Origin of the sequence: Pseudomonas sp. B3(2017) (assembly GCF_002113595.1) — a bacterium.
Taxonomy (GTDB): Bacteria; Pseudomonadota; Gammaproteobacteria; order Pseudomonadales; family Pseudomonadaceae; genus Aquipseudomonas; species Aquipseudomonas ekonensis.
In genome coordinates, this window is record NZ_NEIU01000003.1 from 64,309 (window position 1) to 81,427 (window position 17,119).

Sequence of the window (17,119 nt, forward strand, 5' to 3'; positions counted from 1 at the left end):
CCCCGCAGCGCCTATCGTCCATCGGGCATCAGTAGCCCCGGGCGAAGTCCACTTCTCCGCGCAGCGGCTCACCGGCCTCATAGGCCTTCAGGTTCTCCAGGAACAGCTGCACCATCATCGGCGGCGAGGTCGGCGCCGAGCTGTGCCCGGTCAGCAGCAGGCCCCAGGCAGTCCAGAACGGATGCCGCTGCGGCAACGGCTCCTGGCGGCAGACGTCGATCACCGCGCCGGCCAGATGCCCTTCCTTCAAGGCCTCCACCAGGTCCGCATCGACCACCGCCACACCGCGTCCGGCGTTGATGAACAGCCCCGTCGGCTTGAACTGCCGGAACAGCGCCGCGTTGTAGATGTCGTGGGTCTGCGGGGTATTCGGCAGCAGGTTGACCACGTAATCCACCTCCCCGACCAGGCGCGGCAGATCGGCCATCGAACCGACCTCGACGAACGGCGCCTGCTCCCGGGCGCTGCTGGCGATGCCGTACAGCTCGACCCCGAACGGCCGCAGGAACTGCGCCACGCTCTGGCCGATGTCGCCGGTGCCGACGATCAGCACCTTGCGCCCCACCAGGCTCTGGCCGGTGCGGTTGTCCCACTTGCGCTCGACCTGGCTCACCAGCCGCGCCAGCACTTCGCGCTCGTGGCCGAGCATGTAGGTCAGCACGTACTCGGCCATCACCTGGCCGAAGATGCCCACGGCCCGGGTCAGGCGGTAATCGCGGTACAGGCCGTCGGCCAGCAGCGGCGTGATGCCGGCCCAGGTCGATTGCAGCCACTGCGGCCGGTGGCCCTGGCGCAGCAGGGTCGCCAGCAGGTCCGGCTGGCCCAGCCAGACCGGGCATTCGACGGCCTGGCGGGCCAGTTCGGCGGAGTCGCCGCTGGTCAGCACCTCAAGTCCGGGCGCCGCCTGACGCAACAGTCGGGCATATACCGCGTGGTCGTGTTCGGCAATCAGAACGCGCATGTTCAAACCTTTCGCAAACCGTGCAGACGGCCGCCCGCTTCGTGGCAGCCATCGCCGTGAAAATCAGTTCCAGGGAAATCCGGGGCCCAGGACAGGGCCCCGCGGATCAGACCGGGTCGTTGCGTCGCAGCAACTCTTCGGGCAGGTGTTCGATGTATTCGTCCTCGGCCGGCGGCATCTGCAGGTGATAGCCCTGCTTGTCGAGGTTTTCCAGCACCACGGCGATGTCCTCGCGCGCCAGTTTGCGCTCGGGGGTCAGCACCAGGTCAAAGGCGTGCTGCGGCTTGCCGAACGCGGCCAGCAGCGGCTCCGGCACCCGCTCCAGCGCATCGCTCTTGAGCACGTACAGGTACATTTCGTTTTTCTTCGGGCTGCGGTAGATCGAGCAAATCTGTTTCAAGGCTGTTCTCCGGCGGAGGCCAGGCTGTCGAGCAGCTGCTGGCCCATCAGTTCGCGGCGCCAGCCACGCAGCGAATCTGGCAGTTGGTAAGGCCCCTCGGGGAAGCCGCTCTTGACCAGCGCTTCGAGGGTTTTCTTGCGCAGCATCAGTTCCGGCGCGATCCCCAGACGCTCCGCCTCGGCCTGGCCGATGGCGCGCAGCCGCTTGATCAGCGCAGCGGCCTCGATCGGCAGCGGCTCGGGGATCGCCGGCGGCCACTGGTCAGGGGACACACTGCCAGAGCGTTTGATCAGATCAAGCAGAAACTCGCCGTCCTGACGCACGGTGCGCGGGTGCATGTCTTCGATCTTGGCCAACGCGCCGAGGTTGTCCGGCTGCGTGCGGGCCAGCGGCCACAGCGACTGCTCGCGCACGATGCGGTTGCGCGGCAGGTTGCGGGCCCGGGCCTCGCGTTCGCGCCAGGCGCACAGCTCGCGCAGCACGGCCAATTGGGCGCGGGACAGTTTCCACGCCAGCTTGGCTTCGCGGTACACCTCGTAAGGGTCGGTTTCGCGGCGCAGGTTGGCGACCAGTTCCGCACCGTCCTCCAGCACCCAGGCGCAACGTTCGTCCGACAGTTTCGGGCGCAGCTTCACGAACACTTCGGCCAGGTGCACGGCGTCTTCGGCAGCGTAGCTGACCTGGGTGTCGGACAACGGCCGCTGCAACCAGTCGGACCGGGTCTCGCCCTTGGGCAGTTCGATGCCGAGCACTTCCTGCACCAGCCGCGAATAGCCCATGGAGAACCCCAGGTTCAGGTAGGCGGCGGCCAGTTGGGTGTCGAACAGCGGCGCCGGCAGGCTGCCGGTCAGGCGCAGGAGCACCTCGAGGTCTTCGCTGCACGCGTGCAGCACCTTGACCACCGCCGTGTTCTCCAGCAGCGCGGCCAGCGGTTGCCAGGCGTCGATGGTCAGCGGGTCGATCAGGTAGGCGCGCTGGCCGTCGCCGACCTGCAGCAGGCCGGCGATCGGGTAAAAGGTATCGACCCGCATGAATTCGGTGTCGAGGGCCACGAAGGGCAACTGCTGCCACTCGGCGCACAGGCGCGCCAGGCTATCGTTGTCGCGAATCCAGTGAATATCGATGGCCACACGGCTCTCCCTTGAAGAATGGCGCGCAGTATATATCGCCGCCGGCGCTTTCCGCGCCTCTGCAGGGCAGGTGGATTGATGAAATCTCCTGCTTGAGAGCAAGAATAGTCTGACAGGACGTGTCTGAAGTCTCAGTCCTTGGCCAGCACCCCGTCGATCACCGCGCCGCGGCATCCGGCGAACAGGTCCAGGTCATGCCGGTAAACGTTGCTCTGCACCTCCAGCAGGCCGAGCATCGAGTGGAACAGGTTGTCCTGGCTCAGGGGCTTGTCGCGGCTCAGTTGCAGGCAATGGGTGTCGACCGAGTAAGCCTTCTGGTAGCTGTCGGAGAACCAGGCCAGCATCGCCACGTGCTTTTGCTGTTCCGGCGCCAGCATGTACGGCGTGCCGTGCAGGAACAGGTTGTACTCGCCCAGGGACTCGCCGTGGTCGGACAGGTACAGCATCGCGGTGTCGACCTTGTCCTGGTTGCTGCGCAGCACATCGATCAGGCTCGACAGCACGTGGTCGGTGTAGACCAGCGTGTTGTCGTAGCCATTGACGATGCTTTCGCGGCTGCAGTTGTTCAGGGCGTTGCTTTCGCACACCGGGGTGAAATGCTCGTATTCCTTGGGGTAGCGTTTGAAGTATTCCGGGCCGTGGCTGCCCATCTGGTGCAGCACCAGCACGGTGTCCTTGTCCAGGCGGTCGATAAAGCCCTGCAGGCCTTGCAGGAGGATCTCGTCGCGGCACTCGCTGTTCGCGCACAGGGCCGGGTCTTTCAGGTTACTGACGTCCTGCACGGTGACCCGGTCGCAGGTGCCCTTGCAGCCGGACTGGTTGTCGCGCCAGATCACTTCGAGGCCGGCGCGCTTGAGCACGTCCAGCAACCCTTCCTGGTTCTTCGCCTTGCTGGCGTCGTAGTCCTGGCGGCCCATGTCGGAAAACATGCACGGCACGGACACGGCGGTTTCGGTGCCGCACGAGTGCACGTCGGTGAAGGCGATCAGGCCGGCTTCCTTGTCCAGCTTCGGCGTGGTGTCCCGGTCGTAGCCCAGAATGCCGAAGTTCTCCGCCCGGGCGCTCTCTCCCACCACCAGCACGGTCAGGGATTTGCGCGGACGGTTCTGCACGGCCGGATTGCGTTGGGCGTCTTCGCCGATCTTGACGAACGGCTGCTGCACCGAGGCGACCTGCTCGCGCAGGTAGCCGGCCGAGGCGCCGATGTAGTTGCTCGGCACCAGCATCAGGCGCAGTTCATGGTGATTGCGGAACAACGAAGACAGGCCCTGGTAGTTGGCCAGCGCCACCCCGCCGATGACCGCCGCCGACGCGACGCCCACGATAACTTTGCTCAACAGTTCCCGGTGCCACTTGCGGTAGTTGACCGGAACTTTCCACAACAGCCAGGTCGGCAAGACACCGAGCAGGAGAATATAAACAAACAACTTCAAGGACAGCAGGTCGCGAACTTCCGTGGCATTGGTTTCGGCGAAGTTGCGAAACATGCCCGCATCAATCAATACGCCATATTGGCTCATGAAGTAGGCCACGCCGGCGCTGACCAGAAACATCAGGCTCAGCAGCGGCTTCAACACCGGCCGGAACGCCAGCAGCGTCAGCACGATGTTGTAGGCCGCGAAAATCATGACGCCGAACGCGATGCGCATGGCGATGCCTTTGCCGTCCGCCGACGTGATGTCGGACAGGTGCTGCCAGAGCACGCCATTGAATCCGAGCAAAAGAAAGGCACTGGCCAACAACGTCACCCATTCCGGGCGCACGGCTTTTAACTTCAGCATAAAGAGGGGCATTTCCTGAAAGAAGCGCTGTGACCAATTGTGAAAATTTCATTGATCAAGGCGGGACAAACTTTAAGCAGGCAACCATCAATTTTTTGTGAAAAAGAAGCCAACGAATAGTTGGCCCGATGTATTTGAGAATAGTTCGTTCACAGGTTTTGCCCAGACTGGGTGGCGCGATCACTGACGCCATCGCCAGCAGGCTGGCGCCCACAGGGGATCTCGCTGGGCCGCAAATTCCCTGTACACCACAAAACCCTGTGGGAGCCTGGCTTGCCAGCGATGAGGCCAGCACAACCGACACCTGGGGTGACTGCCACGCCGTGATATCGACTTTTTAAATACCACCGCAGACTTTCTGATTTGCCCGCCCACAGGCCCCGCGCGCCTAATCGACCGCCTCCCGTCCCAAGGCCCGTCAATGGAAAGCGTACGCACCACGACCACCCGTCCCGCCGCCTGGCTGATGCTCGGCATCGTGCTGGTCGCCCTCAACCTGCGGCCGTCGATGGCAGCGGTCGGCCCGTTGCTGTCGGCCATCCGCGGCGACATCCCGTTGAGCTTCAGCCTCGCCTCCCTGTTGACCATGCTGCCGGTGACGGCGATGGGGCTGGCGATGTTTTTCGGCCTGGGCATCAGCCGACGCCTGGGCGAACGGCGTACGGTGCTGCTGTCGTTGCTGGTGATCGGGCTGGCAAGCCTGTCGCGGCTGTTCCTCGACTCGGCGCCGCCGCTGATCGCCAGTGCGGTGCTCGCCGGGATCGGCATCGCGCTGATTCAGGCCCTGATGCCGGCGCTGATCAAATCGCGCTTTCCCGACCACGTCGCGCTGTGCATGGGGCTGTACGTCACCTCGATAATGGGCGGCGCCGCGCTGGCCGCCTCGCTCGCGCCGCTGGTGCTGCTGCACGGCGGCAGCTGGCGCGGAGGGCTGGCGCTCTGGTCGGCCTTGGCGCTGTGCGCCGCGCTGGCGTGGCGGACGCAAGGTTCGGGGGCTTCACCCGTCGCGGCGGTGAAGGCCGCGAGGGAATCCTTTTTCTCCAACGCCCGCGCCTGGTGGCTGGCGCTCTTCTTCGGCCTGGGCACAGCGTCCTACACCTGCGTGCTGGCCTGGCTCGCGCCGTACTACGTGGAGCAAGGCTTCAGTGAACAGCACGCCGGCCTGGTGCTGGGCTTCCTCACCGCCATGGAAGTGATCGCCGGCCTGACGGTGCCCGCCATCGCCAACCGCAGCCGTGACCGGCGGGCGGTGCTCGGCGGGCTGCTCGTGCTGATCATCGCAGGCTTCTGCGGCCTGATCCTCAGCCCGCACCACTTGGGCCTGCTGTGGCCCTGCCTGCTGGGCCTGGGCATCGGCGGCCTGTTTCCCATGAGCCTGATTGTGTCCCTGGACCACCTCGACGAGCCGCAACGGGCCGGCGCCCTGACCGCGTTCGTGCAAGGGATCGGCTACCTGATCGCCGGCCTGTCGCCGTTGCTGGCCGGGTTCATCCGCGACCGCTCGGGCAGCTTCGAGGGCGCCTGGTGGTCACTGACCGCCGTGATGGCGCTGATGCTGCTGATGGTGCTGCGCTTCGACCCCAAACATTACGCCCGCCACATCCGTTGAGCGTGACTTGAGCCCGCCTGCGGGGGAGGCTTCTGGCCATCTTTTACGGGTTTACTTCGGCACGTCGTGTTGCTGGAACTTTCTGTCCCACAACTGACCGTAAAATGTCCTACAGGGGTTTTTCCTGGCACCATCGTTCCGTTAGGATCGTCCGCACACGTTTGCGCGGATCGGCGCAAGGAGCACTGCAGGACGGAACGGATGCTGAACAGTAACTTGCTTAGAAAGCTCGACATGCAGGATCTCATGGTGTTCGTCGCCGTGTACGAGCAAAGCAGTGTCACCGACGTGTCGGAGGCGCTGTTCGTCAGCCAGTCCACCGTCAGTTACTGCCTGAAGAAACTGCGCACCAGCTTCGAAGACGAACTCTTCATCAACACTCGCACGGGCATGCGGCCGACCTACAAGGCCGACGGCATGTACAGCCATGTGCAGAAGATCCTCGAAAGCATCAACCTGTGCCACGCCGGCCCCCCGGTGTTCGATCCGACGGCCCAGGCGGTCACCTTCAACATCTGCGCGCCGGAGTACTTTGAGCAACTGATCCTGCCGCGGATGCTCAAGCGCTTCGATTTCGACGATCTGCCGGTGATGGTCAACATGCACAAGTTCGAGACCGACGTGCCCGCCGACGAGCTGCGCGACGGCAGCCTCGACCTGGTGATCTGCTTCGGCCCGCACTTTCACCGCCAGCATGCCGACCTGAAATCGCGCATGCTGCTGGAGGACGATCTGGTCTGCGTCTTCGACAAGCGCGCCACACCGCTGGAGCCACGCCTGAGCCTCAAGGCCTTCACCGAACGCCGGCACGTGTTCCCCACGCCGTGGATGTCCACCACCAACATGGTCGACGGCTGGCTGGCGCGCCAGGCGCAGAAGCGCCAGATCGTCGCCCGCTCCAACAGCTACAGCGCGGCGCTGAAGATGATCACCGGCACCGACTTCATCCTCACCCTGCCCCGGCGCATCCAGCGCCTGCTGACCAACGACGCGGTGTTCAACCACTGCGAGGCGCCCAACGGCCTGCCCGGCTTCACCCTCGACATGCAGTGGAGCCGCAACGCCGACCAGGACAGCGCCAACCTCTGGCTGCGCGAGCAGGTCATCAAGACCTGCTCGGAGCTGGAAGCCGCCTGAGCCTCACACGCCGATGGCGGTCTTGGTGTAGGACTCGCGGTCGATGTCCAGCAGCTCCACGCACAGCTGCACGTCGACCCCGGCCGGCCACTCGCACAGGTCCTGCAGCGCCGCCAGCAGGCTTTCCGACAACTGCCGCTTGATCTGCGGCGAACGCCCGCTGAGCAGCGCCAGCTTCACATGGACGAAAGCCCGCTCGCCAGGCGCGGTGCCGACCCTGAACGTCTCGACCTTCACCGCACGGCTCTTGATGTCGTACTCCGCGGCGAACTGACCGGAAGCCACCAAGGTGTTGTTGAGCCGGATCAGCGCGAGGTCGGCGTTCAGCTGCGGCAGGTTGGCGGTGTATTCCAGGTGCAGGTGCGGCATGGGGGAACTCCAGTCATTGGGCGCAAAGGCCGTACATATATCACTAATTTCTGTGGCGCGGGCTCGCGCCTACAGGTGCTGCGGTGTCGGTCAGGTCGCGGGGCGTTCGCTCATCAGCGCTTCAAGCCGCGAGCGCAGCCAGCGCTCGGCCGGGTCGCTGTCCACATGGCTGAGCCAGACCATCGACAGGTCCAGGGTCGGCGTCTTGAACGGGAACGGCTCCTTGAACAGCAGCCCCGAGGCGGCCATCGCCTCGGCCGTGTAGTCCGGCAGGCTGGCGATCAGGTCGGTGCCGGCCAGCAGCGCCGGCAACGCACTGTACTGCGGCACCGACAGTACCACCTGGCGGGTGCGGCCGATGTCCGCCAGCCACTCGTCGGCGTAGCCGCTGACGTTGGCGGTGTGGGACACCAGCACGTGCGGGCGGGCGCAGTACTCATCGAGGGTCAGCGGCGTGGCGGAGGCGTCCGCCCGCAGGATGCTCGGCTGGATGTGCCGCAGCAGCTTGCGCTTGGCGTTGGCCGGCAGGCCGCGGGTCTGGCTGATGCCGACGGTGATGTCGCCCGAGGCCAGCAGGTCGGGGATCCGCCAGTAGTCGACATGCTGCACCACGAACACCACGTTCGGCGCCTCCTGGCGCAGGGTGCGCAGCGCCGGCGGCAGCAGGCCGAACTCGACGTCGTCGGACAGGCCGATGCGAAAGGTCATGGTGCTGACGGCGGGATCGAAATCTCGGGTCAGGCTCAGGGCCACCGAGAGGGAGTCCAGCGCCGGCTTGAGGTGGCGGAAGATGTCTTCGGCCCGGGCCGTCGGCTCCATGCGGTGACCGACGCGGATGAACAGCGGATCGTTGAGCATCGTGCGCAAGCGGTTGAGCGCCGAACTGATGGTCGGCTGGCCGAGGAACAGCTTTTCGGCGGCCCGCGTCACGTTGCGTTCGAGCATCAGCGTCTCGAACACCACCATCAGGTTGATGTCAGCCTTGCGCAGTTCATTTCGGTTCATCCTTCACCCCCATCCCCAGATGGCGGCAGTGTAGAAAGGCAGGGGGGGCGCCGTCCATCGAAACGGCGCGGCAGCTGCGGCGTCCGTCATCGGTACGTCCAGACGTTGTGCAGCACGAACGTGAAGGCAGGCACCGTCAGAGCCACTGCAGCGACGCCCAGCAGATAATGCAGGCCGGCAAGCTGCGCCGACCACGCCACGAACACCGCCAACAGAAAACCGCCCGCCGACACCGACATGAAGCGCAGCAGGGTCTTGCCGTGCAACCGCGCGGAGAAGCTCCAGGCCGTGTTGAGCGCATACGACACCACCGTCGCCAGAGCGAAGGCCACGCCGTTGGCCACCGGCGGACGCGGGCTGACGAAGCGGATGAACAGCACCGCCACCAACGCATGCAGCGCCGTGACGAACAGCCCGGTCACGGCGAAACGCAGGCCGCGGCGGATCAGGGCGGACCGGTCGGCGACCGTCACGGTTTGCGCGCCAGCACGAACACGCTCAGGCCGGCCAGGCGATTGATGCCCATCAGGGGCAATTCGAGCCTGCACAGTGCCTTGAGCAGCGCATTGACGAAAGCCGAGTGACGCTTGAGCTGAGAGCGCGGCGCCGAGCCTGCGGCCAGCAGACGCGACGCCAGCGCGAACGGAAACACCGCACCGAAACCGTAGGCGCCCCGCTCCACTTGCAGGCCCGCAGCGGCGGCCAGGGCCTCGAACCGTCCCAGGGTGTAGCGGCGCTTGTGCCCGAGAAAATCGTCGTGCCCGCTCCACATGAACGCAAAGGCCGGCACCGTCATCAGAAAGCGGCTGCCGGACGGGACTTGGCCAATGCAGGCCCGAAGCAGGCCGAGGTCGTCATCGACGTGCTCCAGCACATCCATCAGCAAGACCAGGTCGGCGTCCACGGTTCCCATCGCGCGGCGGTAGTGCACCGGTTTTCCGTCGCTCTCCCCACTGGAGTCGGCGGGGTAGCCGGTGTCCACGCACCAGGCTTCGCACGCGGCGGTGCAGGCCAGCAGATGGCGGGAAAAGAACCCTGAACCGGCGCCGACATCGAGAATCCGCCTGACCGGCACGTCCCCCAGCATCCGGCGGATCGCCGCGGCCTTGGCGCCGTAGTACCAATGCTCACCGATGCGCTCGCCCAGGATGTCGGCTTCCTTGAGGTCCATGCCTCAGTCCTTGGGTTCGTAGATGCGGCGCACCAGGAAAACCGGCCGGTGCTTCGCTTCGATGTAGGTGCGGCCCAGGTATTCGCCGAGCACCCCGATGCCGATCAGCTGCAGGCCGCCGAGAAACGTCACGGCCACCATCAGCGAGGCATAGCCGGGCAAGTCGACGCCGTAGATCAGCGTCCGCGCCACAATGAATATCGCGATGCCAAAGGACACCAGCGACACCGCCGCCCCCAGGTAGGTCCAAATCCGCAGCGGCTCGGTGCTGAAACTGGTGATGCCCTCCAGCGCGAAATTCCACAGCCGCCAGCCGTTGAACTTGCTCTTGCCCGCCGCGCGCTGCGGCCGCTCGTAATCGACATGGGTGGTGCGGAAACCGACCCAGGCGAACAGCCCTTTCATGAAGCGCCTCGACTCCGGCAGGGTCAGCAGCGCGTCCACCACGCAGCGGTCCATCAAGCGAAAGTCGCCGACGTTCTCCGGCAGGGGCTGGTCGGCGATCCTGTTGTGCAGGCGGTAGAACCAATTGGCGGAGGTCTGCTTGGCCCAGGAGTCGTTGCGGCGGCTGATGCGGTGGCCCAGCACCATCTCATAGCCTTCCCGCCAGCGGGCGACCATCTGCAGGATGACTTCGGGCGGATCCTGCAGGTCGACGTCGATCGGCACCACGATCTGCCCTGTGGCGGTCTGCAGGCCGGCCGACAGCGCCGCTTCCTTGCCGAAGTTGCGGCTCAGGTCGACGACGCGGATCCGCGGGTCATCCCTCTGATGCCGCAACAACCGCTCCAGCGTCGCATCGGTGCTGCCGTCATTGACGAACACCAGCTCAAGCCCGATCTGCGCCTCGCGCGCGAAGACCTGCCCGATGCGCACAAGAAAGCCGTCGAGGCTGTCCTCCTCGTTGAACACGGGGATCACCAGCGACAACGTCACCGGCCCCGCAACATGCGTCCCGAGCGGATGGTTCACGGGCCTGCTCTTCTCTTGGCGTGTTGACCGGTTGCCGAACCGGGATCGAATACCTTGAGCCGTACCTCATTAAGCAGCACCGCCAGAGGCGGCGCAAGAATGAGGCGACGGCATCGCACCTCGTCCGGAGCCGGTTCGTGCGCCCTGCCCCGGGCCTTGCTCACACATCTCCCAACGATTGGAAACAAATGCCCGATAGCCAAAAAAGCCAGCTCCGCTAGGCTTGCGTCGGTGCGTCACAGCGTGTCGCAATATCCCAATCGCATGGAGCGAACTGAATGTATTTCGAGATCTACAGACAATCCAAAGGCACCCTGAGCACCGGCAAGGGCCAATGGCGCTGGCGGCTGAGGGCCGGGAACCACGAAACCGTCGCCAGCGGGGAGTCCTACGTGAACAAGGCGGACTGCCTGCACGTGATCGAATTGATCAAAGGCGTGCACGCAGAGACGCCGGTCAAGGAGATCTGACGCCGGCAAAGGCCGCCGCATCTGCCATACCCGGCGGTTTCGGCGGCCCATGGGTCAGAAGCGCTCCACAACGTGCTTGAAGGGGTAATTCGTCTCCCGATAGCCACCCGACTTCTGCCGCTTGGGCAAGACGACCTTTTCCCTGGGCACCTCTTTGTACGGTATGCGGCTGAGCAGGTCGGAAATGATGTTCAGGCGCGCCCGTCGCTTGTCGTTCGAGTCGGCCACCAGCCATGGCGCGTAGCCGGTGTCGGTGGCTTCGATCATCTCATCGCGGGCCCTGGAGTAGTCGTACCAGCGGCTGTAAGACTTGAGGTCCATGGGCGAAAGCTTCCAGATCTTGCGCCCGTCGGTGATGCGCTCTTCGAGCCGGCGGGTCTGCTCCTCCTGGCTGACGTTCAGCCAGTACTTGAGCAAGATCACCCCCGAATCGACGATGGCCCGTTCCACCAGCGGCACGGTCTGCAGAAACTTCTCCACCTGCTTGTCGGTGCAGAAGCCCATCACCCGCTCGACCCCGGCGCGGTTGTACCAACTGCGGTCGAAGATCACCACCTCGCCGCCGGCCGGCAGATGCGGCAGATAGCGCTGGATGTACATCTGGCTCTTTTCGCGGTCGGTCGGCGCCGGCAGCGCGATCACGCGGAACACCCGCGGGCTCACCCGGTCGGTGATCGCCTTGATCGTCCCGCCCTTCCCCGCCCCGTCACGCCCCTCGAAAATGATGCAGACCTTGATGCCGTTGGCCGTCACCCACTCCTGCATCTTCACCAGCTCGACATGCAGACGGCGCAGCTCGGCCAGGTAGTCCTTGCTCGACAGCTTGGTCTTTTCGGTCGCCTTGCCTTTTTCGCCGTCCTTCTTCTTGCCTTTTGCCATGGCCAAACCTCACGGATTGAAATGGCTGCCGGAAGAGACCGGCGGCCCATGACCCTGAACCGGAAAGTTTAGTCAGTTATCGCGAAAGGCAAGCCCGCGTTCGGACGGCTTTCTTCGGCGCAAACAAAAAGCCCCGTAGCTTCTCAGCTACGGGGCTTTTCAAATAATGGCGGAGAGATAGGGATTCGAACCCTAGGTACCCGCGAAGGTACAACGGATTTCGAATCCGTCCCATTCGGCCACTCTGGCATCTCTCCAACGGCGCGCATCATAACAACACTTTTGCCGGAAGCGAACCCCCTGACGCAAATTTTTTCCGTGCTATCAGATGCTTGCGTCGATTAAAGCGGTACGCCCAGACGGTGGGCCACTTCTTCGTAGGCTTCGATGACGTCACCGAGGCCTTGGCGGAAGCGGTCCTTGTCCATTTTCTTCTTGGTGTCCTTGTCCCACAGACGGCAGCCGTCCGGGCTGAATTCGTCGCCCAGGACGATGGAGCCGTCGCTGAACACACCGAATTCCAGCTTGAAGTCCACCAACAGCAGGCCGGCGTCGTCGAACAGTTTGCTCAGGACGTCGTTGACCTTCAGGGACAGTTCCTTCATGCGCACCAGCTGCTCGGCGGTGCCCCAGCCGAACGCCACGACGTGGGATTCGTTGATGAACGGATCGCCCTTGGCGTCGTCCTTCAGGAACAGCTCGAAGGTGTAGGGGTTGAGCTTCATGCCCTCTTCGACGCCCAGGCGCTTGACCAGGCTGCCGGCGGCATAGTTACGCACCACGCACTCGACCGGGATCATGTCGAGCTTCTTGACCAGGCACTCGTTGTCGCCCAGCAGCTTGTCGAATTGGGTCGGGATGCCGGCCGCTTCGAGCTTCTGCATGATAAAGGCGTTGAACTTGTTGTTCACCATGCCCTTGCGGTCGAGCTGTTCGATGCGCTTGCCGTCGAACGCCGAGGTGTCGTTGCGAAACAGCAGGATCAGGCGGTCGGCGTCGTCGGTCTTGTAAACCGATTTGGCTTTGCCGCGGTAGAGTTCTTCACGTTTTTCCATGATGGGCTCCGCTTGCTAAATAGGTGGGCTAGGCGATGTGGCGCCAGTCGAGCCCTGAATCTTGATCGGCCAGTTGCAGCCAGTCCGGGTCGCACCCGAGGGTGTCGACGAAACATTGCCGGGCCAGCTGCGGCAGGTTGTTCTTGCTGCTGAGATGGGCCAGGACCAGGTGTTGCAGGCCTTGCCAACCCAACTCGGCCACCAGGAATGCCGCCTGATGGTTGTTCAGATGTCCCCGCTCGCCGCCCACCCGTTGCTTGAGAAAGTACGGGTAGTGACCGCGGGCCAGCAAATCGCGGCAATGGTTGGCCTCGATCATCAACGCATCGAGATCCCGGTAGCCGTCCAGCACCTGTTCGCAGTAAGAGCCCAGGTCGGTCAGCAGGCCGAAACGCCGCTCGCCGTCGCTGAACACATACTGGGTCGGCTCCTGCGCATCATGGGCCACGGCAATGGCCTGGATGCTCAAGGCGCCGATCTGCAACCGCTCGCCGCCGGCGACGAAACCGGTGGCGTCAATCGGCTTGCGCATCCCGCGCAACGTGCCGCGGCTCAGATAGACAGGCAGATTGTAGCGCCGAGACAGCAAACCCACGCCATGCACGTGGTCGGCATGTTCGTGGGTCACGAGTATCGCGCTCAGTTGCGCCGGGTTCACACCCAGGCGCAACAGGCGTTTTTCGGTTTCCCGCAGGGAGAAGCCACAATCCACCAGCACTACCGTATCGGCGCTGGCGACCAGCGTGCCGTTCCCTTGGCTACCGCTGCCGAGAACGGCGAAACGCATCGGATCAGCCCAGGTTGTCCTGAATCACGCTCAACACCTTGCGGGCCACTTCGGCCGGCGCCACGGTGTTGATGTTCTTCTCGACGGTCACCTGGACGTTCTCGCCCACCTTGCTCAGGCGAACCTGATAGCGCTCGGCACGGGCTTCGACTTCTTCCTTGTCAGGCTTGCTGCCGAACAGGCTGCTGAAGAAACCGGGCTTGTCGTCTTTCTTCTCGGCCTTCTCGGCCAGGTTGATGTAGTACAGGCCCAGGCTGCGGTTGATGTCTTCCACGCGCCATTCGCCTTGCTCCAGCGCACGGCCGACGCTCGACCAGGCACGGTCGAGGTCGCTGCCGACGTTGAGCACCGGGTTGCCGCTGCCGTCTTCGCTGAGGCTGACGCGGCTCGGCGCGTCGAAATCGCGGGAGGCCAGCATCGACACCGAACCGCCCTTCTCGGAGGTGCGGCTCATGCTCGCCAGCATGTCGTCGACCAGCGCCGCGTCCAGGCCGGTGTTGACCGAACGGTTGGTGAACGCCACGTCGGCGGTGCTGCCGGCAGGACGCTCGGCGCTGACCACATAGACTTCACTGGTGTTGCGCTGCACGCCAGGCTCGATGCGCACCCGCACGCGGGTTTCGCTGTCGGCGCCGACGCCGGCCGCGCTCAGGCGCTTGGCCATGGAGGCGGACAGCTCATCGGAATGCTGCCAGGTGGTGGTGAACTCGCCGGTCTGCGGACGCTGCTCGTCCAGACGGAAGCCGTTGTCCTGGAAGAACTGCACGGCGACCGGCCAGACTTCGGCCGGCGGATGCTGGGCCATCACCCAGCGCGAATCGCCGCTCTTCTGCAGCGAGTAGTCACCGGCGTCGGCGATGGCCGACAGCGGTTGCGGACGAGGAACCACGTACTCGCCTTTTGCGGTGTCGTCAGCCACGTTGCGCGGGATCGGCAACAGCGGATCCAGACGCTTGGAGGTGCTGACACCCGACGGCAGTTGCATCGGCGCGGTCTGTTGCGCCTGCAGGTAGTCGCTGCCACGGTCACGGAAATAACCTTCCGGGCCCCAGATCCATCCACAGCCGCTGGTGCTGGAGATAATCAAGGCAAGTGCGGAAAGTCCGGCCATTCGCTTCATGCGTTGTACTTCCTCAATTAAACCAGGACGCCGCACTGGCGCAGGGCCGAGCGCAGCGTTTCATGACAAGGAGCGCTCAGCCAGGTCAGCGGCAGGCGGATGCCTTCGTGCATCAGGCCCATTTCAGCCAAAGCCCACTTCACCGGGATCGGGTTGGCTTCGATGAACAGGTCCTTGTGCAGCGGCATCAGTTTTTCGTTGATGGCCCGCGCCTTCTCGGCGTTGCCTTCCAGCGCGGCCTCGCACAGGTCGGCCATTTCGCGCGGGGCGACGTTGGCGGTGACGGAGATGTTGCCCTTGCCGCCCATCAGGATCAGTTCGACGGCGGTCGGATCATCGCCGGACAGCACGATGAAGTCCTTGCTCACGCCATCGAGGATCGCCTTGGCGCGCTTGAGGTCGCCGGTGGCTTCCTTGATGCCGATGATGTTCGGCACGGTGGAGAGGCGGATCACGGTCTCGGCCTGCATGTCGCAGGAGGTGCGGCCGGGGACGTTGTAGAGAATCTGCGGGATGTCGACCGCTTCGGCGATGTGCTTGAAGTGCTGGTACAGGCCTTCCTGGGTCGGCTTGTTGTAGTACGGCACCACCAGCAGGCAGGCGTCGGCGCCGGCCTCTTTGGCGTTGCGGGTCAGTTCGACGGCTTCACGGGTCGAGTTGGCGCCGGTGCCGGCGATGACCGGAATGCGGCCGGCGACCTGTTTGACCACGGCTTTGATGACGGCAATGTGTTCTTCGACGTCAAGGGTCGCCGACTCGCCGGTGGTGCCGACCGCGACGATGGCATGGGTGCCGTTCTTGAGGTGGAAGTCCACGAGTTTGCTGAGGCTGTCCCAGTCTAGACGCCCTTGTGCATCCATGGGTGTGACCAATGCCACCATACTGCCCGCAATCATGAAACCGCTCCTGCCGGAAAAAGAGAGCGGTAATGGTACTGGCGCCAACATGCTTGCACAAGCGAAGTACTGCGCTGCCGCCATTCCCCTTGGCGCCGCTTTTCGCTACCCTTCAGGCTTTGATCGGTACAGATCGGCTCGCATGCCGGGTTCCAGCCTCCCGAATCGGCCCTCCGGGCCCCGTTCCAGCGTCGCCGCCGGACGCTCCCGCCACGGCGGACGCCGACGAAGCACGTTGCCGGGGCCTTGCGCACAGGCCTGTTCAGGCACTTCCCGACAGGCGATGCCCTCTAATGACTACCGACCGCTCATCGCTTTAGGAACGCTGCATGTCCACCCCCACAGTTCGCGAACAATTCCTTGTCATCAGTGCCCTCGGCGCCAACCCCATGGAGCTGACCAACGTGCTGTGCCGCGCCAGCCATGAAAACCGCTGCGCCGTGGTCACCTCGCGCCTGACCCGCCACGGCGAGTGCAGCGCGCTGGTGCTCGAGATCTCGGGCAGCTGGGACGGCCTGGCCCGCCTCGAGAGCAGCCTGCCGGTCCTGGCCAAGCGCCATGCCTTCACCGTCAACGTGGTGCGCAGCGCGGCCCTGGAAAACCGCCCGCAGGCCTTGCCCTACGTGGCCTACGTCAGCTCGGCCTACCGCTCCGACATCATCAGCGAGCTGTGCCAGTTCTTCGCCGACCACAACATCGACCTGGAGAACCTGACCTGCGACACCTACCAGGCCCCGCAGACCGGCGGCACCATGCTCAACGCCACGTTCACCGTGACCCTGCCGGCCGGCACCCAGATCAGCTGGCTGCGCGACCAGTTCCTGGACTTCGCCGACGCGATGAACCTGGACGCGCTGATCGAACCGTGGCGCCCACAGAACCCAATGTAAGAAGGAAGCTTTCATGGCCGTTGTGATCGACCGACCGGTTGCCGATTTCGAAGCCCCCGCCACCAGCGGGAAAACCGTCAGCCTCGCGGGCCTCAAGGGCAAGCAGGTGGTGATCTACTTCTATCCGAAGGACAGCACCCCCGGCTGCACCACCGAAGGCCAGGGCTTTCGCGACCAGTACGCCGCGTTCCAGGCCGCCGACACGGAAATCTTCGGGGTTTCCCGCGACGGCCTGAAGTCCCACGAGAACTTCAAGTGCAAGCAGGAGTTCCCGTTCGAGCTGATCAGCGACAAGGACGAGGCCATCTGCCAGCTGTTCGACGTGATCAAGCTGAAGAAGCTGTACGGCAAGGAATACATGGGCGTGGATCGCAGCACGTTCCTCATCGACAAGAACGGCGTGCTGCGTCAGGAATGGCGTGGCGTGAAGGTGCCGGGGCATGTGGACGAGGTTCTGGCGGCGGCGCAGGCCCTGAACAAGGCTTGA

At 64.2% G+C, this 17,119-nt stretch carries 19 protein-coding genes and 1 tRNA gene; 5 read left to right on the forward strand and 15 right to left on the reverse strand.

From position 1 onward, the window contains the following. Window positions 1-28 precede the first annotated feature (28 nt). The 4 genes from CAG33_RS05050 to CAG33_RS05065 all read right to left on the reverse strand — a co-directional run bounded on the left by CAG33_RS05050 (window position 29) and on the right by CAG33_RS05065 (window position 4,272). Window positions 29-961: a D-2-hydroxyacid dehydrogenase gene (locus tag CAG33_RS05050; protein ID WP_085585077.1), complete on the reverse strand. Its 933-nt coding sequence runs from the start codon at window positions 959-961 to the stop codon at window positions 29-31. Window positions 962-1,067: 106 nt separating this feature from the next. Next, window positions 1,068-1,361 carry a YcgL domain-containing protein gene (locus CAG33_RS05055; protein WP_085585079.1) on the reverse strand — a complete coding sequence of 98 codons (294 nt, stop codon included), beginning with the start codon at window positions 1,359-1,361 and terminating at the stop codon, window positions 1,068-1,070. Beyond that, window positions 1,358-2,491 carry a ribonuclease D gene (gene rnd / locus CAG33_RS05060; protein ID WP_085585081.1) on the reverse strand — a complete coding sequence of 378 codons (1,134 nt, stop codon included), beginning with the start codon at window positions 2,489-2,491 and terminating at the stop codon, window positions 1,358-1,360. The genes CAG33_RS05055 and rnd overlap by 4 nt, the downstream gene beginning before the upstream one ends. A gap of 131 nt (window positions 2,492-2,622) precedes the next feature. Beyond that, window positions 2,623-4,272: a phosphoethanolamine transferase gene (locus CAG33_RS05065; RefSeq protein WP_085637187.1), complete on the reverse strand. Its 1,650-nt coding sequence runs from the start codon at window positions 4,270-4,272 to the stop codon at window positions 2,623-2,625. 421 nt (window positions 4,273-4,693) lie between these two features. Between CAG33_RS05065 and CAG33_RS05070 the strand changes: the two genes are divergently transcribed. Next, window positions 4,694-5,881, forward strand: a complete 1,188-nt coding sequence (locus tag CAG33_RS05070) for a cyanate transporter (RefSeq protein ID WP_085585085.1) — start codon at window positions 4,694-4,696, stop codon at window positions 5,879-5,881. 201 nt (window positions 5,882-6,082) lie between these two features. Further along, window positions 6,083-7,018: a LysR family transcriptional regulator gene (locus tag CAG33_RS05075; RefSeq protein WP_085585087.1), complete on the forward strand. Its 936-nt coding sequence runs from the start codon at window positions 6,083-6,085 to the stop codon at window positions 7,016-7,018. Between the two features lie 3 nt (window positions 7,019-7,021). Here CAG33_RS05075 and CAG33_RS05080 read toward each other — a convergent pair whose 3' ends face one another. The 5 genes from CAG33_RS05080 to CAG33_RS05100 all read right to left on the reverse strand — a co-directional run bounded on the left by CAG33_RS05080 (window position 7,022) and on the right by CAG33_RS05100 (window position 10,535). Then, window positions 7,022-7,387, reverse strand: coding sequence for a 5-carboxymethyl-2-hydroxymuconate Delta-isomerase (locus CAG33_RS05080; protein WP_085585089.1), 366 nt, complete (start codon window positions 7,385-7,387; stop codon window positions 7,022-7,024). 90 nt (window positions 7,388-7,477) lie between these two features. After that, window positions 7,478-8,392, reverse strand: coding sequence for a LysR family transcriptional regulator (locus tag CAG33_RS05085; RefSeq protein WP_085585091.1), 915 nt, complete (start codon window positions 8,390-8,392; stop codon window positions 7,478-7,480). 86 nt (window positions 8,393-8,478) lie between these two features. Further along, window positions 8,479-8,865 (reverse strand): GtrA family protein, encoded by a 387-nt coding sequence (locus CAG33_RS05090; RefSeq protein ID WP_085585093.1) that lies wholly within the window; start codon window positions 8,863-8,865, stop codon window positions 8,479-8,481. Beyond that, window positions 8,862-9,563 carry a bifunctional 2-polyprenyl-6-hydroxyphenol methylase/3-demethylubiquinol 3-O-methyltransferase UbiG gene (locus CAG33_RS05095; RefSeq protein ID WP_085637190.1) on the reverse strand — a complete coding sequence of 234 codons (702 nt, stop codon included), beginning with the start codon at window positions 9,561-9,563 and terminating at the stop codon, window positions 8,862-8,864. The genes CAG33_RS05090 and CAG33_RS05095 overlap by 4 nt, the downstream gene beginning before the upstream one ends. A gap of 3 nt (window positions 9,564-9,566) precedes the next feature. After that, on the reverse strand, window positions 9,567-10,535 hold the full coding sequence (locus tag CAG33_RS05100; RefSeq protein WP_085585097.1) for a glycosyltransferase family 2 protein: 969 nt from the start codon (window positions 10,533-10,535) through the stop codon (window positions 9,567-9,569). Window positions 10,536-10,813: 278 nt separating this feature from the next. Between CAG33_RS05100 and CAG33_RS05105 the strand changes: the two genes are divergently transcribed. Beyond that, on the forward strand, window positions 10,814-11,005 hold the full coding sequence (locus tag CAG33_RS05105; RefSeq protein WP_085585099.1) for a DUF1508 domain-containing protein: 192 nt from the start codon (window positions 10,814-10,816) through the stop codon (window positions 11,003-11,005). A 54-nt stretch (window positions 11,006-11,059) separates the two neighbouring features. Here the strand turns inward: CAG33_RS05105 and ppk2 are convergent, their stop codons facing one another. The 6 genes from ppk2 to dapA all read right to left on the reverse strand — a co-directional run bounded on the left by ppk2 (window position 11,060) and on the right by dapA (window position 15,742). Then, window positions 11,060-11,884 carry a polyphosphate kinase 2 gene (ppk2, locus tag CAG33_RS05110; protein WP_085637193.1) on the reverse strand — a complete coding sequence of 275 codons (825 nt, stop codon included), beginning with the start codon at window positions 11,882-11,884 and terminating at the stop codon, window positions 11,060-11,062. 167 nt (window positions 11,885-12,051) lie between these two features. Beyond that, window positions 12,052-12,141, reverse strand: a tRNA-Ser gene (locus tag CAG33_RS05115). Between the two features lie 84 nt (window positions 12,142-12,225). Beyond that, the gene (gene purC, locus CAG33_RS05120; RefSeq protein WP_085585103.1) at window positions 12,226-12,939 is read right to left on the reverse strand and encodes a phosphoribosylaminoimidazolesuccinocarboxamide synthase; all 714 of its coding nucleotides are present in this window, start codon (window positions 12,937-12,939) and stop codon (window positions 12,226-12,228) included. Between the two features lie 28 nt (window positions 12,940-12,967). Continuing rightward, window positions 12,968-13,726 carry an MBL fold metallo-hydrolase gene (locus tag CAG33_RS05125; protein WP_085585105.1) on the reverse strand — a complete coding sequence of 253 codons (759 nt, stop codon included), beginning with the start codon at window positions 13,724-13,726 and terminating at the stop codon, window positions 12,968-12,970. 4 nt (window positions 13,727-13,730) lie between these two features. Next, window positions 13,731-14,846 carry an outer membrane protein assembly factor BamC gene (bamC, locus tag CAG33_RS05130; protein WP_085637200.1) on the reverse strand — a complete coding sequence of 372 codons (1,116 nt, stop codon included), beginning with the start codon at window positions 14,844-14,846 and terminating at the stop codon, window positions 13,731-13,733. A gap of 17 nt (window positions 14,847-14,863) precedes the next feature. Continuing rightward, on the reverse strand, window positions 14,864-15,742 hold the full coding sequence (gene dapA / locus CAG33_RS05135) for a 4-hydroxy-tetrahydrodipicolinate synthase (RefSeq protein WP_085585109.1): 879 nt from the start codon (window positions 15,740-15,742) through the stop codon (window positions 14,864-14,866). A gap of 329 nt (window positions 15,743-16,071) precedes the next feature. Here dapA and CAG33_RS05145 point away from each other — a divergent pair, with 329 nt between their 5' ends. Further along, entirely contained in the window at window positions 16,072-16,632 is a 561-nt protein-coding gene (locus CAG33_RS05145) for a glycine cleavage system protein R (protein WP_085585113.1), read from the forward strand. A gap of 13 nt (window positions 16,633-16,645) precedes the next feature. After that, complete coding sequence (locus tag CAG33_RS05150) at window positions 16,646-17,119, forward strand: peroxiredoxin (protein WP_085637204.1); 474 nt, start codon at window positions 16,646-16,648, stop codon at window positions 17,117-17,119.